Origin of the sequence: Streptomyces sp. NPDC007991, from assembly GCF_042958445.1 — a bacterium.
Taxonomy (GTDB): Bacteria; Actinomycetota; Actinomycetes; order Streptomycetales; family Streptomycetaceae; genus Streptomyces.
In genome coordinates, this window is record NZ_JBIBJD010000011.1 from 247,027 (window position 1) to 261,520 (window position 14,494).

Genomic DNA, 14,494 nt, shown 5'->3' on the forward strand with positions numbered 1-14,494 from the left:
GGCGTATGGGAATTATTCTACGGTGTACAGCATGACGACATCCCCCCAGGAGAAGGCCCCGCCGCAGACGGCACCCGGCGGTCACCCCCAGCGCTGGCTGATCCTCGGCGTCATCTGTCTCGCGCAGCTCACCGTGCTGCTCGACAACACGATCCTGAACGTGGCGATCCCCTCGCTCACCCGCGAGCTGGACGCGACGACCGCCGACGTCCAGTGGATGATGAACGCCTACTCACTGGTGCAGTCGGGCCTGCTGCTCACGGCGGGCAACGCCGCCGACCGCTACGGCCGCAAGCGGCTGCTGATGGCCGGCCTGGCGATCTTCGGCGTGGGCTCGCTCGTGGCCGGACTGTCCCAGAGCCCGGCCCAGCTGATCGCGGCCCGCGCCGGCATGGGCGTCGGCGGCGCGCTGCTGATGACCACGATCCTCGCCGTCGTCGTGCAGATCTTCGACGACGAGGAGCGGGTCAAGGCCATCGCGCTGTGGTCCACGGTCAGTTCGCTCGGGTTCGCGGCCGGGCCGCTGATCGGAGGAGTGATGCTCAACCACTTCTGGTGGGGCGCGATCTTCCTGATCAACCTCCCGGTCGCCCTGCTCGGCCTGATCGCGGTCGCCGCGCTCGTGCCGGAGTCCAAGCACAACGCGGGCGACCGGCCCGACCTGGTCGGCGCGGTGCTGTCGACCATCGGCATGACATCCGTCGTCTACGCGATCATCACCGGCCCCGAGCACGGCTGGACGTCCGGCCAGGTGCTGGTCTCCGCGCTGATCGGCGCGGTCGTACTCGGGCTCTTCGTGGTGTGGGAGCTGCGCACCGAGAACCCGATGCTCGACATGCACTTCTTCCGCAACCAGAGGTTCGTCGGCGCGGTCGCGGGCGCGATCCTCGTCGCGTTCGGCATGACGGGCTCGCTGTTCCTGCTCACCCAGCACCTGCAGTTCGTGCTCGGCTACGAGCCGCTGGACGCCGGTCTGCGGACGGCGCCGCTGGCGTTGACCGTGGTCGCGCTCAACTTCACGGGGGTCGGCGCGAAGCTGGTGCTCAAGGTCGGTACGCCGGCGGCCATCGCGCTCGGCATGACCCTGGTGTCGGCGGGGCTGGCGGCGATCGCGCTGCTCGGCGGGCACGGGTACGGCGGGACGCTGCTCGGCCTGGTCGTGATGGGCGCGGGGGTGGCGTTGTCCATGCCCGCGATGGCCAACGCGATCATGAGTGCGATACCGCCGGAGAAGGCCGGGGTGGGAGCGGGGATCAACGGGACGCTCGCGGAGTTCGGGAACGGGCTCGGGGTGGCGGTCCTCGGTGCGGTGCTCAATGCGCGGTTCGCGTCGCTGGTCGCCGTGTCGGCGGCGTCGTTGCCGGCGGCGCTGGCGGCGGCCGGCAGTGCGGAGGAGAAGGCGCGTATTTCTGACGCGTTCGCGTCCGGGCTGGAGACCAGTCAACTGGTCGGGGCGGTTGCTGTGCTGGCCGGGGGGTTGGTGGCAGCCGCGTTGCTGCGTCGGGCGGAGCGGGCAGAATCCGCCTGAGAGCTCATGGCATACGGTCGTCTCGCGGGTGCGGGGCCGTTGTGGCTGGTCGCGCCCCGCGGCGGAGCCGCAGGTCGACACAGCCCCGCGCCCCTGAAAGCATGATCGGCGTTGGCAAGTCGAGGAAGGTGCGCCATGGCGAAGGCGTCCGACAAGGCCGCGCGGTCCAGCGTCTGGCTGGAGAGCACAGCGCACCGGCGACGTGGCGGCAAAGGGCAGCCCTCCGGGCTGGACCGGGCCCGCATCGTCGAGGTCACCGTCCGGCTGCTCGACGCCGAGGGGCTGGCCAAGTTCTCGATGCGGCGGCTGGCCGGTGAGCTGGACGTCACCGCGATGTCCGTCTACTGGTACGTGGACACCAAGGACGACCTCCTCGAACTCGCCCTGGACGAGGTCATGGGCGAGATGCGGCTGCCCGATCCGGACGCCGACGAGGACTGGCGGGACCAGGTGCGGGCCCTCGCCCGGGAGTACCGGACGCTGCTGGTGCGTCACCGCTGGGTGTCCGCGCTGGTCGGCGTCTTCCTCAACATCGGCCCCAACAACCTGGCCTTCTCGCGGGTCGTGCAGCACGTCGTGCGCCGGACCGGGCTGCCCGCGAAGCGCCTGACGAGCGCGATCTCGGCCGTCTTCCAGTTCGTCTACGGCTACGGCACGCTGGAGGGTCACCTCTTCGCCCGGGCCGCGGCCGGGGGCATGACCGTGGACCAGTACTTCCAGCACTCCCTGACCACGGCGAACGCGGCCCCGCAGGACGCCGACGTCATCAGGGAGTCCCAGGAGATCATGGCGGCGCGCGGCGGTGACACCGTCGCCGAGATGCTGGAGCGGGACTTCGAGTTCGCGCTGGAACTGCTGATCGCGGGCATCGAGGCGATGGTCGCCCGGGAGCGAGGGGTCTGAGCGGGAGGGCCGGCTACTCCCCCTCGACCAGCCGCGCCGGGAACCCGCCGGTCGCCACCGGCCCCCACCGCTCCGGTGTGATGCGGATGATCGACTTGCCCTGCTTGACCATCGCCGCGCGGTACTCGTCCCAGTCGGGGTGCTCCCCGGCGATGTTCCGGTAGTACTCCACGAGCGGTTCGACGGAGTCGGGCGGGTCGATGACCTCGGCCGTGCCGTCGATCTGGACCCAGGGGCCGTTCCAGTCGTCGCTGAGGACGAGCAGGCTCACCCGGGGGTCCCGCTTGGCGTTGCGGGTCTTGGCCCGCTCCGGGTACGTCGAGACCACGATCCGGCCGGAGTCGTCGACCCCGCAGGTCAGCGGCGATCCCTGGGGGCCGCCGTCGGAGCGGCGGGTGAGCAGGATCGCGTGGTGCCGGGGCCGTACGAAGTCGAGCAGCTCGTCGAGGGAGACGCGGGTGTTCGTCGCGATGTTCGGTGCCATGCCAGGCAGCCTACGACGCCAGGGCCTCGGCGATGTTGTCGTACACGGGCACGTCCCGGCGCAGGCCGGTCAGTTCCAGTACGCGGCTCGCGAGCCCGTCCGGCCGGGCCACCAGACGCATCCGGGCGCCGGGGCGCAGCCGGTGGCGTACGTCGTTGATGAGGCGGACGCCCTGTGAGTCCATGAAGTCGGTCGGCGTGAGGTCGAGGACGAGCACCTCGAGCCGGTCACCTCGGGACAGGGTCTCGGACACGATGAGCGGAAGCAGTTGCTCCGCGTTGCCGAAGTCGATCTCCGCGGGCATGGGGAGACGGACACGGCCGGGCAGGTCTCGGGATTCGGTGGGATTCGGGAGGAAAGTCACAGCACTCACCTGGCAGACGTTCGTCCGGATTCCGGTAAGGCCGCTTCCTGACCCTCGGGCCCATTCCACCACGCCGGGCCGCGGCTGCGGAAGCGCCCGTGGCGGCCGTCGGCCGGACGTCACCTGGACGCAACCGAGCAGCTAGAGTGCTGTCCGTCCTGTGCTCGCAGTCGGGAATGTGCTGCGGAGCTCTCCTGCGCACGGCCATGGTCGTGCATGCCGAAGAGGTTCGTGGTGGCTGCGTCCGAGTTTCCTGATTTGCCCCGTTTTCCGGGCGGCTTCGAGCTGGCCGAGGCCCTGACGGTGGCGGCTCGGCAACTGCACGAGACGCCCTCGCCGGACAACACGCTGCGTACGGCGGTCCGGCTGGCCGTGCACATCATGCCCGGGGCCGAGCACGCCGGCATCTCCGAGATCGAGCGCGGCAACAAGTTCCGCACGCTCGCCTGGACCGACGACGTCGTACGCTCCGCCGAGGCCCGGCACGGCGGCCGCGAACCGCACGGGCACTGGGACCAGTTGTGGCACAGCCCCGTGGTGCGGATGACGGACAGCGAGGCCGAGGACGGCTGGGACGTGCTGTCGGCCCTGGGACTGCGCTCGGCCCTGTCGCTGCGGCTGCGTGCCGACCGCCGCCGGCTGACCGTGCTCACCGCCTACGCGCGCAAACCGGGCGCCTTCGACGAGGACGCGACGCGCATCGGCCGGCTGTTCACCGCGCACGTCAGCATCGCCCTGGACTCCGCCACCGTGCGCGAGCAGCTCACCGAGGCCATGCACACCCGGGACCTGATCGGCCAGGCCACCGGCATCCTCATGGAGCGCCGGGGCATCGACGCGGCCGCGGCCTTCGAGAGCCTGGTGCGGGCCTCCCAGCGGGAGAACGTGAAACTGCGCGATCTGGCCCGCGAGATCGTCACCGCTCACAACTCCGCATGAGCCGCCGTGAGTTAGGGCGGGGGCGTTAAGGGACGCCGACGGGATACCCGTACGTTCATGAGCTCCGAGACGTCCGACACGCTGGACCAGGCGATGGTGCGCAGCAGTGGTCTCGACACCCTGCTGCGCGATCTGACCGACCGTGCGGTGCAGGAGGTGCCGGGCGCCGCCGCGTGCAGCATCACGGTGCGCCGCGCCGGCCGGCTGCTCACCCTCGCCGGCAACGACGGCCTGCCCAGCGGCCTGGACCAGCGGCAGTACGAGAACGGCTCGGGCCCCTGTGTCGAGGCCGCAGAGACCGGCGTCGAGCAGTACGCCCCCGACCTGGCCGCGGAGTCCCGCTGGCCGGCGTACACCCCGTACGCGCTGGCCAAGGGCGTCCGGTGCGTGCTGGCGATGCCGCTCGCCGTCGAGGGCGAGACGGGGGCGGCCATCAACTACTACGGCCTGCGGCCCGGGGCGCTCGGCGGGGCCCGGGACACGGCCCGGACCTTCGCGGCCCGGGCGGGGGGCGCGATCGACGTCGCGCTGCGTATCGAGCGCCGGCGCCAGTCGGCGGCCGACGTGCGCACCGCGCTGCTCTCCCGCAGCGTCATCGACCAGGCGATCGGCATCCTCATGGCCCGGGAGCGGATCGACGCCCGGGACGCGCTGGAGCGGCTGCGCCGCGCCTCGCAGCACCGGAACGTCAAACTCCGGGACCTGTGCGACCAGTTGGTGGCGAAGGTCTCCGCACCGGCCTCAGACGGCCGGAAGTGACTCGCCCTGCACGGCCTGGATGTCCAGCTCCACCTTGAGCGTGGTGCCGATGGCGGCGATCCCGGCCTGGAGGACCTGGTTGTAGTTCATCGCGAAGTCCTCGCGGTGCAGTTCCGTCGTGGCGCGGAACGCCGCGCGGGTACCGCCCCACGGGTCCGGGCCCGTGCCGAGGTAGGCCAGGTCCAGGTCCACGGCCCGTACCACCCCGCGCATGCCCAGCTCGCCGTGCACGGTCCACCGGTCGGACCCGGTCGCCGTGAGCCCCGTCGAACGGTAGGTGATCTCGGGGAACCGCTCGACGTCCAGGAAGTCCGGCGACTTCAGGTGCCCGTCGCGCATGCCGTTGCCGGTGTCGACGGACGCGGCCCGGATCACCGCCTCCACCCGTGACTTGGTGACGTCGTCCGGGGCGATCTCGATCGAGCCGGAGAACTCCGTGAACCGGCCGTGCACACTGGAGATGGCCAGGTGCTGTGCCACGGCGGCCACACTGGAGTGCACCGGGTCGACGGTCCACGGCCCCGGCGGCGGCAGCTCGGTACCGCCCTGCCGTGCCAGTGTCACCGTGCCGACCTCGGCCCGGCCTCCCCCACTCTCGGCTTCGCCGCGGGAGGTGCCCCCACCCGTGACGATCACGCTGGAGGCGGCGGGCGCGTAACCGACGGCGGTGACGATCACGGTGTACGCCCCCGGCTCCAGCGGTGTCGCGTCCCGTACGACGCCCTCCGCGTCGGCCTCGGCGCGCAGCGCCTGCGTACCGGTCATGTCGACCACGGTGACGACCGCGTGCGACACGGCCCAACCGTCCCGGGTACGGATCCTCGCGGTCAGTCCCATCTCCGCTACTCCTCAGAATGAAAACCGGCCCGCGACTGGGGGCGCACCTCCGCTCGGAGCGCGCCCACCTGTCACGGGCCGGGGTCCGTACTACTCGCCGGGGTGGGCGAGTTCGATGTCGTGGGCGTCGGTGCCGCGGCCCGTGACCGTCAGCGCGGTGGCCACCGGCGGGTAGCCCGTGGCGATGACGGTGTACTCGCCGCCGTCCAGGTCGGTGAAGGCGTACGCCCCGTCCGATCCGGTCGTGGCCGAGCCGACGACGTTGCCCGCCTGGTCGACCAGCGTCACCCGGGCATCGGCCAGCGGGCCGTGCGGGGCGCGGACGACACCCTGGACGCGGGCGCCCGAGTCCAGGTCGATCTCGACCCGGGTGACCCCGGTGCCGCCCACCTCGACGGGCAGGGCGCGCGGCCGGTACCCGGCGGCGTTCACCGCGACGGTCACCGCCCCGGGCACCAGCTCGGCGAAGGAGAACTCGCCCTGCTCACCGGTGGCCTGGGTGGCCAGCAGGTCACCGCGCACATCGGTCACGATGACCATCGCGTCCTTGACCGGCTGCCCGCCCTCGGCGGCCCGCACCAGGCCGGTCAGCCCGCTGGTGCCGCTGAGCAGGATGTCGTAGGCGACCGGCTCGCCGTTCACCACGACCGTGGACGCCTGCGGCTGGTAGCCGTCGGCGGAGGCGATCAGCACGTACGAGCCGGCGCCCGGCGCGTCGAGGGTGTAGGAGCCGTCGGCGTGCGCCACGGACCGGCCCAGCTGACGCCCGGCCAGCGAGATCAGCGTGACGGCGGCCCGCGGCACGGGGGTGCTCTCGTTGCCGCGGACGAAGCCGCGGACCGGCACGCCGTTCCCGCCGGACGCGGGCTCCCCGGCCCGGGTCGCCGTGGCGACGGCGGCGAGCCGCTGCGTGCCCTCGCGCCCGGTGTCGTCGGCGGCCTCGGTGTCCGCCACGGCCCAGCCGGGCACGGCCTTCTCCGCGGCGGGAGCCTCGGCGGCCGCCTCGGCGGGGGCCTCCTCGCGGGCGTCGGCGTCCGCCGCCTGCGCCAGCCCACCCTTCGTCTTCAACGGGACCTCCTTGATGAACAGCGACACCAGCAGCGCGAGCAGCGCCAGCGGGGCCGAGTAGAGGAACACGTCCGCGACACCGTGGCCGTAGGCGCTCTCCATGACGGTGCGGATCGGCGCGGGCATCGCGTCGAGGTCGGGGATGTTGCCGTCGCCCGTGCCGGCGTGGCCGAGGGCCGCGCCCTTGGGGCCGAGACCGGCGAGGCCGTCCTTGACGTAGTCGGTGATCTTGTTGGCCAGGACGGCACCCAGCGCGGAGACGCCCATCGCACCGCCGAGGGACCGGAAGAAGGTCACCGTGGAGCTCGCGGCTCCGAGATCACCCGGCTCCACCTGGTTCTGCGTGCACAGCACCAGGTTCTGCATCATCATGCCGATGCCGAGACCCATCAGCGCCATGAAGATCGCTATGTGCCAGTACTCGGTGTCGTACCGGATCGTGCCCAGCAGACCGAGGCCCGCGGTCACCAGCACACCGCCGCCGAGCAGCCAGCCCTTCCAGCGCCCGGTCCGGGTGATGACCTGGCCGGAGACGGTGGAGGAGACGAACAGGCCCGCGATCATCGGGATGGTCATGACGCCGGACATCGTCGGCGACTTGTCCCGCGCCAGCTGGAAGTACTGGCTGAAGAACACGGTCCCCGAGAACATCGCGACACCGACGAACAGCGAGGCCACGGAGGCCAGCGTGATGGTGCGGTTGCGGAACAGCCGCAGCGGGATGATCGGCTCACTGGCCTTCGCCTCGACCAGGACGAACAGCGCCAGCAGCACGACCGACCCGCCGACCATCGCGTACGTCTGCCACGACAGCCAGTCGTACTTGTCACCGGCGAAGGTCACCCAGACCAGCAGCAGGCAGACGGCCGCGGTGATGAAGAAGGCCCCGGCCCAGTCGACCTTGACCTTCCGCTTCACCACGGGCAGGTGCAGGGTCTTCTGCAGCACGATCAGGGCGATCACGGCGAAGGGCACACCGACGTAGAAACACCAGCGCCAGCCGAGCCAGTCGGTGTCGGTGATGACACCGCCGACCAGCGGACCGCCGACCATGGCCGTGGCGAACACGGCACCCAGGTAGCCGTTGTACCGTCCGCGCTCACGCGGCGAGATCATCGCCGCCATGATGATCTGGGCCAGCGCGGACAGACCGCCCATGCCGATGCCCTGGACCGCGCGGAACGTGATGAGCATGCCGGGGTTCTGCGACATGCCGGCCGCCGCCGAACCCAGGACGAAGACGACCAGGGCGACCTGGATCAGCAGCTTCTTGGAGAACAGGTCGGCGAGCTTGCCCCACAGCGGCGTCGAGGCGGTCATCGTCAGCAGGGACGCGGTCACGACCCAGGTGTAGGCGCTCTGGCCGCCGCCGAGGTCGCCGATGATCCGGGGCAGGGCGTTGGAGACGATCGTCGACGACAGGATCGCGACGAACATGCCGAGCAGGAGACCGGTGAGGGCCTCCATGATCTGCCGGTGCGTCATCGGAGCGCCGCCGCCGGAGGGGCCGTGGGAGCCTCCCCCGTGCTTGGCATGAGCCCGCACACCGGCTGGTGTGGTCGTTGCCATGGGCTTCCTTTTCTTACGTGCTTGCGGGTGTACGGGTGGTCTGTTCGACAGCGGGTGGTGCCGCCCGGGGCGCGGTGCGGCAGTCGAAGCTCTCCCTGAGCCGCGCCATCAGGTCCGTGAGCCGGCCGACGTCCTCGTCGGTCCAGTCGCTCAGGCGCTCGGCGAGCACCTCGGTGGTCCGCCGGGACAGCTCGGCGAGCTGTGCGTGGCCCGCCGGGGTGAGGCGCAGGATCCGGGAGCGCTTGTCCGCGGGGTCGGGGGAGCGTGCGATCCAGCCCCGGGCCACGACGTGCGCGACATGGCGGCTGGTGACGGACATGTCCACCGCGAGCAGCTCCGCGAGCTTGCTCATGCGCATGTCGCCGTGGCGACCGAGGATGGTCAGTACGGTCGCCGACCCACCGGGGCAGTCGGCCGGCATGATCCGGCCGAGCTCCCGCTTCACGGCGCCGAAGGCACTGAACTGGCGGACCAGCTCTTCGTACTGCGCCCTCTGGGCCATGACACCTCCCGCTTTCGTTGCTTAGGGCAACCATAGGAGAGGTTGGTTGCTGCAGGCAAATAACAGGAGGCGGGGAGGCCTAAAAAGTTGGCAAAGGCAAGTGTTGCGGCAGTAAATGTGCAGGTCGTGAGGCTGGGGGGTGGGGTCGGGTGAGACTGAGCGGAATGCCAACCCCCACTTGGGGAGCCCCGGCGTTTTCGCTAGGGTCTCGGGCCATGGCTAACAACCAGGCCCCGCAGGGCAATCACGACCCCGCCGGCAGCACCCAGATGTTCCGCGCGTTCGTCGACGAGGCGCCGCAGGGGCGGCAGGCCGCGGCGACGAGCGGTGGCGGGCCGCGTATCGGTCTCATCCTCGGCATCGTCGTCGCCGTCGCGGTCATCGCGGCGGTGGCGTGGCTGGCGCTGGGCTGACGGGGACCGTGCGGCGCGGGCGGTTTTACTGAGGCCGGGTGGGGGCACCTCCCAGGCCCTCAAGGCACTGGGGGAGGCACGATTGCCCGCAGTTGGGGCAATCACGACGCGCCCGCACCCGCCCACGGCGCGAAGGGGACGTGTCGGGGGGTGTCCGCCCGCAGCGGTTGGCGCGTCAACGGACGGTTAATTGGTGTCCGACCCCATCGCGCCGTTCCGAGGACGGACACCCCCCGGCGCGGCCCCGACCCACCACCACCGGGTGGGCGCCGGGGCGCGCGCATGCTCAGTCCGAGATGAGACCTTCCCGCAGCTGGGACAGCGTCCTCGTCAGCAGGCGGGACACGTGCATCTGTGAGATGCCGACCTCCTCGCCGATCTGCGACTGGGTCATGTTCGCGAAGAACCGCAGCATGATGATCCGCCGCTCACGGGGCGGCAGCTTCGCCAGCAGCGGTTTCAGCGACTCCCGGTACTCGACGCCCTCCAGGGCGCTGTCCTCGTACCCCAGCCGGTCCGCCAGCGAGCCCTCACCGCCGTCGTCCTCCGGCGCCGGGGAGTCCAGCGAGGACGCCGTGTACGCGTTCCCCACCGCCAGCCCGTCGACGACGTCCTCCTCGGAGACTCCGAGCACGGACGCGAGTTCGGTGACCGTCGGCGAGCGGTCCAGCTTCTGCGAGAGCTCGTCACTGGCCTTCGTCAGGGCCAGCCGCAGCTCCTGAAGCCGGCGCGGCACCCGCACCGACCACGACGTGTCGCGGAAGAACCGCTTGATCTCGCCCACGACCGTCGGCATGGCGAACGTCGGGAACTCCACGCCCCGTTCGCAGTCGAACCGGTCGATCGCCTTGATCAGCCCGATCGTGCCGACCTGGACGATGTCCTCCATCGGCTCGTTGCGGGAGCGGAACCGCGCCGCCGCGTACCGCACCAGCGGCAGGTTGAGCTCGATCAGCGTGTCACGGACGTACGCACGCTCGGGGCTGTCCTCGTCGAGCGCGGCCAGCCGCAGGAACAGGGAGCGGGACAGGGTGCGGGTGTCGATGGCCCCCGTGGCCACAGGCGCCGGGGCGGGCTCGGTCGCCAGCTCGGCCGGAACGTCGTCGATGGGGCCGAGTGAGTCGAGAGCATGGGGAGCTGTGTCGCTCTCCGCGAGCGTGAGCACCTTCGAGCTGCCCTGTTCTGCGGACATGCCACCCCCTTTGGGTCGCGGGACGGTCGCGGCGAACGCCCCCGTCTGAGGAACGCAGCCTTCACCTGAATACCGGCGCCGAAGCCCCGGCAAACGCGCTTCCCGCAGAATGTCACATGTCGGCAACACGCTGTAGTGACATGTCGACATCTGAGACGCGAATCCGCCCTGCAAGCAAGGGGTCTGACGCCTTTTCGGCCCGCAACTTCCGGGAACGGCCCTGATGAGCGGTTCCCTCGCCATGGTTATCACTCGCAACTGTTTGCGATTACGCGCCGAGGGGGCTCGCGGCCGCCCATCAGCCTCCGTTCGCGGCTACGCGTCGATCCGGTTCGCGGACCGCAACCGCTGGAAGCTACGCGCGAGTAGCCGTGAGACGTGCATCTGCGAGACGCCGAGTTCCGCGCTGATCTGAGACTGCGTGAGGTTGCTGTAGTACCGCAGCAGCAGGATCCGCTGCTCCCTCTCGGGCAGTTGTACGAGCAGATGCCGTACGAGATCCCGGTGCTCCACCCCGTCCAGCGCGGGATCCTCGTAACCGAGCCGGTCCAGCAGCCCCGGCAGCCCGTCGCCCTCCTGCGCGGCCTCCAGCGAGGTCGCGTGGTACGACCGCCCGGCCTCGATGCAGGACAGCACCTCGTCCTCGGTGATGCGCAGCCGCTCGGCGATCTCCGCGGTCGTCGGGGTGCGCCCGAAGGCGGTCGTCAGGTCCTCGGTCGCGCTGTTGACCTGCACCCACAGTTCGTGCAGCCGGCGCGGCACATGGACCGTACGGACGTTGTCGCGGAAGTAGCGCTTGATCTCGCCGACCACCGTCGGCATCGCGAACGTCGGGAACTGCACGCCCCGGTCCGGGTCGAAGCGGTCGATGGCGTTGATGAGTCCGATGGTGCCGACCTGGACGACGTCCTCCATCGGCTCGTTTCGGGAGCGGAAGCGGGCGGCCGCGTAGCGCACGAGCGGGAGGTTGGCCTCGATGAGCGCCCCGCGTACCCGGTCGTGCTCCGGCGTTCCCGGCTGGAGTTCCTTGAGCTGTGCGAAGAGGACCTGTGTGAGGGCGCGGGTGTCCGCGCCGCGGCTCCGCTGGGGAGCCGGTTCCGAGGATGGTGCCTGAGGTGCGGTACTGGCCAGCACGGTCAACTCCACCTCGTCATCAGTCAACCCATCCGTCATCTCTCTCTTCCATCAAAAGCGGTCATAGCATCACAAGACATGTGCACTGTGTGCAAGCACCCCATAACTACGTGTTGAGGGATGAATTACGGCATAGATGTACACCTACAGCAGAAGAGCCCCCCGTCGGAGCGACGGGGGGCTCGAAGCGGCGGGATCAGAACTCGTAGTCGGCGATCACCCAGGTGGCGAACTCGCGCCACAGCGCGACCCCCGCCTGGTGGTCGGGATGCTCCACGTACCGGCGCAGCGCGTCCGCGTCGTCGAAGGCCGAGTTGATGGCGAAGTCATGGGCGATGGGACGGTTGCTGACGTTCCAGCCGAGCTCCCAGAAGCGGATCTCGGGGATCGCGCCGTCGAGCGCGCGGAAGGCCTCGACGCCCTTCACGACGCGCGGGTCGTCGCGCTCGACGCCCTCGTGCAGCTTGAAGAGGACCAGGTGGCGGATCATCACTTTCCTCCGTTGGCGACCCAGGTGGCGAAGTCGCCGAGGGCCTGCGCGGCGTCGGATATGCCCTCAAACCCTATCTGGACGTAGTCGGCCGCCTTCTTGGGGTCTGTGACGATCACGTACATAACGAAGACCACGACGACGTAGACGGCGACCTTCTTTGCGTTCACCGCCATCGCGGCCTCCCCTGTTCCTGGTGTCCCATGCAGCGCACATGATCGCACGAAGGGCCCCGTCTGACGACGGGGCCCTTCTCCAGCGGTAGCGGAGGGATTTGAACCCTCGGTGACTTGCGCCACACTCGCTTTCGAGGCGAGCTCCTTCGGCCGCTCGGACACGCTACCGAGGGAGACCTTACAGCAAGGTGCGGCGTGCTTTGAAATCGGTATGCGGCGACGGTCAGCGACCGCGGAAGAACTCCGTGAGCAGCCCGGCGCACTCCTCGGCGAGCACGCCCCCGATCACCTCGGGCCGGTGGTTGAGCCGCCGGTCGCGGACGAGATCCCAGAGGGAGCCGGCCGCGCCGGCCTTCTCGTCGCGGGCGCCGTAGACGAGCCGGTCCACGCGGGACTGCTGGATCGCGCCCGCGCACATCGTGCAGGGCTCCAGCGTCACCACGAGGGTGCAGCCGGCGAGCCGCCACCGGCCGAGTGCGGCCGCGGCCCGCCGGAGAGCGAGGACCTCCGCGTGGGCCGTCGGGTCGCCGCCGGCCTCGCGCTCGTTGTGCCCGGCCGCGAGCACGGTCGTGCCGTCCGGTGCCAGGACGACGGCACCGACGGGAACGTCCCCGCCCCGGACAGCCTCGACGGCTTCCCCCAGGGCGATCCGCATGGCGGCCCGCCAGGGCTCCCGCACCGGATCCGGTGGCTCCGCCGACTCCACCACTCCCGACGGCTCCGCCAGTTCCGGCGGCTCCGCCAGTTCCGGCCGCCCCGCCACTCCCGGCGACTCCGGCTGTCCGGGCGGACCTGGGGGTCCGGTGGGTTCCGGGGGGCCCGACGGCTCCGGGGGTCCCTTGGGGCCTGGGGGCTCCATCGCTCCGTGCGGTCCCGAGTGGGCCGGTGGTCCTGCGGCGCCCCGTGGGTCCGGCCGCCCCGGCGTTCCCGGGGAGTCCGGAAGTGCCGGCGCTCCAGGCGCTCCTGGCGGTCCCATACGATGCGGCCGGCCCGGAGTTCCCGGAGCGCCCGGGCCCGGCGGGGCCGGCCGTCCCGACGGCTCCGGCTGTTGCGGGGTGGGGCGAGTGGTCAGCGGACCGTCTCCAGGGTTTCCGAGGCGCCGAGGGCCTCGGCGATCTCCGTGACGGCGTCCGTCGCCAGAGAGCGCAGTTCCTTCTCGCTCACGCCGAGGTCGTCCAGGATCTGGGCGTCGCCGACCGGGCCGTGCGGCACGGCCTCGCCGGTTCCGGCGACCGGGTCGGCGTCGTCGGCCTCGTCGTCGCCCGAATCACCGTCCTCCGTGCCGTCGAGATCGAGGGCGTCCAGGTCGTCCCCGTCGTCCGGATCGCGTCCGAGCAGCTCGTCGGTGAGCAGGATCTCGCCGTAGCTGCTGCGGGCAGCGGCGGCGGCGTCCGAGACGTAGATGCGAGGGTCGTCCTCGCCGTCCACGCGGACGACACCGAACCAGGCGTCCTCCTGCTCGATGAGCACGAGCACCGTGTCCTCGTCGGGGGAGGCTTCACGGGCCAGGTCGGCCAGATCCGACAGGGTTTCCACATCGTCGAGCTCTGTGTCGCTCGCTTCCCACCCGTCTTCGGTGCGCGCGAGCAGTGCGGCGAAGTACACCGTGACTCTCCCACTGGTCATAGGCGTGCCGGTTGGGGATCCCCCCGGCGGAGGTTGCGGGCGGGGAGTGCTCGTCCGAGCCCCACCCACTCGGAATCGTGGCAGAAACAAGTCGTTCAGGGGACGTCTTCGGCTCCCTGTGTCCGGCAGTTTTGATCGCGCGCTCGTTGCCGCCACCTGCGGATCGTACGCGGCTTTGCCCCGCTCCACGCACGGCCACCTCGACAACGTCCGCGCGGTTCGTGATCTTCCCCGGGGGTTTCCTCACCCGTTTCCTACCAGCGGAACGTGCGCATGCGCATCGCGTGCCGCAGCCGGGCCACCTTGACGCGGCGCGGCTGGACGCGGTCGCGCAGCTCCCGGGCCTCGGCCAGATCGCGCAGGAACCGGGCGCGCCGCCGCCGGCGCTCGGCGTCGGTCTCGTGGGTTCCGGCCTCGTGGGTTCCGGTCTCGTACGTCTCCGGGTCCGTCGCGGGCTGTGCGCGCGGCGACGGAACGTCTCGGGAATCCCGGTCGGGCATCAGGCTCACC

At 70.7% G+C, this 14,494-nt stretch carries 17 protein-coding genes and 1 tRNA gene; 5 read left to right on the forward strand and 13 right to left on the reverse strand.

Features of this window, described 5'->3' with window-relative positions; translation table 11 throughout:
• Positions 1 to 31: 31 nt before the first annotated feature.
• Together ACFZDA_RS30340 and ACFZDA_RS30345 are read left to right on the forward strand one after the other, a co-directional pair.
• On the forward strand, positions 32 to 1,528 hold the full coding sequence (locus tag ACFZDA_RS30340; protein ID WP_391087796.1) for a DHA2 family efflux MFS transporter permease subunit: 1,497 nt from the start codon (positions 32 to 34) through the stop codon (positions 1,526 to 1,528).
• 135 nt (positions 1,529 to 1,663) lie between these two features.
• A complete protein-coding gene (locus ACFZDA_RS30345; protein WP_391087799.1) occupies positions 1,664 to 2,431 on the forward strand; it encodes a TetR/AcrR family transcriptional regulator C-terminal domain-containing protein in 768 nt (255 codons plus the stop codon).
• A gap of 13 nt (positions 2,432 to 2,444) precedes the next feature.
• On the opposite strand, the gene ACFZDA_RS30350 is transcribed toward ACFZDA_RS30345, so the two are convergent.
• Together ACFZDA_RS30350 and ACFZDA_RS30355 are read right to left on the reverse strand one after the other, a co-directional pair.
• Entirely contained in the window at positions 2,445 to 2,915 is a 471-nt protein-coding gene (locus tag ACFZDA_RS30350) for a TIGR03618 family F420-dependent PPOX class oxidoreductase (protein ID WP_391087802.1), read from the reverse strand.
• Positions 2,916 to 2,925: 10 nt separating this feature from the next.
• Positions 2,926 to 3,219 carry an STAS domain-containing protein gene (locus ACFZDA_RS30355; RefSeq protein ID WP_391087805.1) on the reverse strand — a complete coding sequence of 98 codons (294 nt, stop codon included), beginning with the start codon at positions 3,217 to 3,219 and terminating at the stop codon, positions 2,926 to 2,928.
• Positions 3,220 to 3,495: 276 nt separating this feature from the next.
• Between ACFZDA_RS30355 and ACFZDA_RS30360 the strand changes: the two genes are divergently transcribed.
• Positions 3,496 to 4,218 (forward strand): ANTAR domain-containing protein, encoded by a 723-nt coding sequence (locus ACFZDA_RS30360; RefSeq protein ID WP_391087808.1) that lies wholly within the window; start codon positions 3,496 to 3,498, stop codon positions 4,216 to 4,218.
• A gap of 57 nt (positions 4,219 to 4,275) precedes the next feature.
• On the forward strand, positions 4,276 to 4,977 hold the full coding sequence (locus tag ACFZDA_RS30365) for an ANTAR domain-containing protein (RefSeq protein WP_391087811.1): 702 nt from the start codon (positions 4,276 to 4,278) through the stop codon (positions 4,975 to 4,977).
• On the opposite strand, the gene ACFZDA_RS30370 is transcribed toward ACFZDA_RS30365, so the two are convergent.
• The 3 genes from ACFZDA_RS30370 to ACFZDA_RS30380 all read right to left on the reverse strand — a co-directional run bounded on the left by ACFZDA_RS30370 (position 4,960) and on the right by ACFZDA_RS30380 (position 8,953).
• The gene (locus ACFZDA_RS30370; protein ID WP_391087814.1) at positions 4,960 to 5,814 is read right to left on the reverse strand and encodes a YceI family protein; all 855 of its coding nucleotides are present in this window, start codon (positions 5,812 to 5,814) and stop codon (positions 4,960 to 4,962) included. The genes ACFZDA_RS30365 and ACFZDA_RS30370 overlap by 18 nt on opposite strands.
• Positions 5,815 to 5,904: 90 nt before the next feature.
• A complete protein-coding gene (locus tag ACFZDA_RS30375) occupies positions 5,905 to 8,451 on the reverse strand; it encodes an MFS transporter (protein ID WP_391087817.1) in 2,547 nt (848 codons plus the stop codon).
• A gap of 13 nt (positions 8,452 to 8,464) precedes the next feature.
• Positions 8,465 to 8,953, reverse strand: coding sequence for a MarR family transcriptional regulator (locus tag ACFZDA_RS30380; protein WP_391087820.1), 489 nt, complete (start codon positions 8,951 to 8,953; stop codon positions 8,465 to 8,467).
• Positions 8,954 to 9,168: 215 nt separating this feature from the next.
• Between ACFZDA_RS30380 and ACFZDA_RS30385 the strand changes: the two genes are divergently transcribed.
• Entirely contained in the window at positions 9,169 to 9,366 is a 198-nt protein-coding gene (locus tag ACFZDA_RS30385; RefSeq protein ID WP_391087824.1) for a hypothetical protein, read from the forward strand.
• Between the two features lie 286 nt (positions 9,367 to 9,652).
• Here ACFZDA_RS30385 and ACFZDA_RS30390 read toward each other — a convergent pair whose 3' ends face one another.
• From ACFZDA_RS30390 to ACFZDA_RS30425, 8 genes are all read right to left on the reverse strand, one after another.
• A complete protein-coding gene (locus ACFZDA_RS30390) occupies positions 9,653 to 10,558 on the reverse strand; it encodes a SigB/SigF/SigG family RNA polymerase sigma factor (protein ID WP_391087827.1) in 906 nt (301 codons plus the stop codon).
• Between the two features lie 315 nt (positions 10,559 to 10,873).
• The gene (locus ACFZDA_RS30395; protein WP_373432239.1) at positions 10,874 to 11,731 is read right to left on the reverse strand and encodes an RNA polymerase sigma factor SigF; all 858 of its coding nucleotides are present in this window, start codon (positions 11,729 to 11,731) and stop codon (positions 10,874 to 10,876) included.
• A 157-nt stretch (positions 11,732 to 11,888) separates the two neighbouring features.
• Positions 11,889 to 12,182 carry a Dabb family protein gene (locus ACFZDA_RS30400; RefSeq protein ID WP_391087831.1) on the reverse strand — a complete coding sequence of 98 codons (294 nt, stop codon included), beginning with the start codon at positions 12,180 to 12,182 and terminating at the stop codon, positions 11,889 to 11,891.
• Positions 12,182 to 12,358 carry a hypothetical protein gene (locus tag ACFZDA_RS30405; protein WP_391087834.1) on the reverse strand — a complete coding sequence of 59 codons (177 nt, stop codon included), beginning with the start codon at positions 12,356 to 12,358 and terminating at the stop codon, positions 12,182 to 12,184. Before ACFZDA_RS30405 ends, ACFZDA_RS30400 begins: the two co-directional genes overlap by 1 nt.
• Positions 12,359 to 12,441: 83 nt before the next feature.
• A tRNA-Ser gene (locus tag ACFZDA_RS30410) sits at positions 12,442 to 12,526 on the reverse strand.
• 55 nt (positions 12,527 to 12,581) lie between these two features.
• Positions 12,582 to 13,013, reverse strand: a complete 432-nt coding sequence (gene tadA, locus ACFZDA_RS30415) for a tRNA adenosine(34) deaminase TadA (RefSeq protein WP_391088118.1) — start codon at positions 13,011 to 13,013, stop codon at positions 12,582 to 12,584.
• A gap of 413 nt (positions 13,014 to 13,426) precedes the next feature.
• A complete protein-coding gene (locus tag ACFZDA_RS30420; RefSeq protein WP_086564720.1) occupies positions 13,427 to 13,963 on the reverse strand; it encodes a hypothetical protein in 537 nt (178 codons plus the stop codon).
• Positions 13,964 to 14,238: 275 nt separating this feature from the next.
• A complete protein-coding gene (locus ACFZDA_RS30425; RefSeq protein WP_391087837.1) occupies positions 14,239 to 14,484 on the reverse strand; it encodes a hypothetical protein in 246 nt (81 codons plus the stop codon).
• Positions 14,485 to 14,494: the final 10 nt, after the last annotated feature.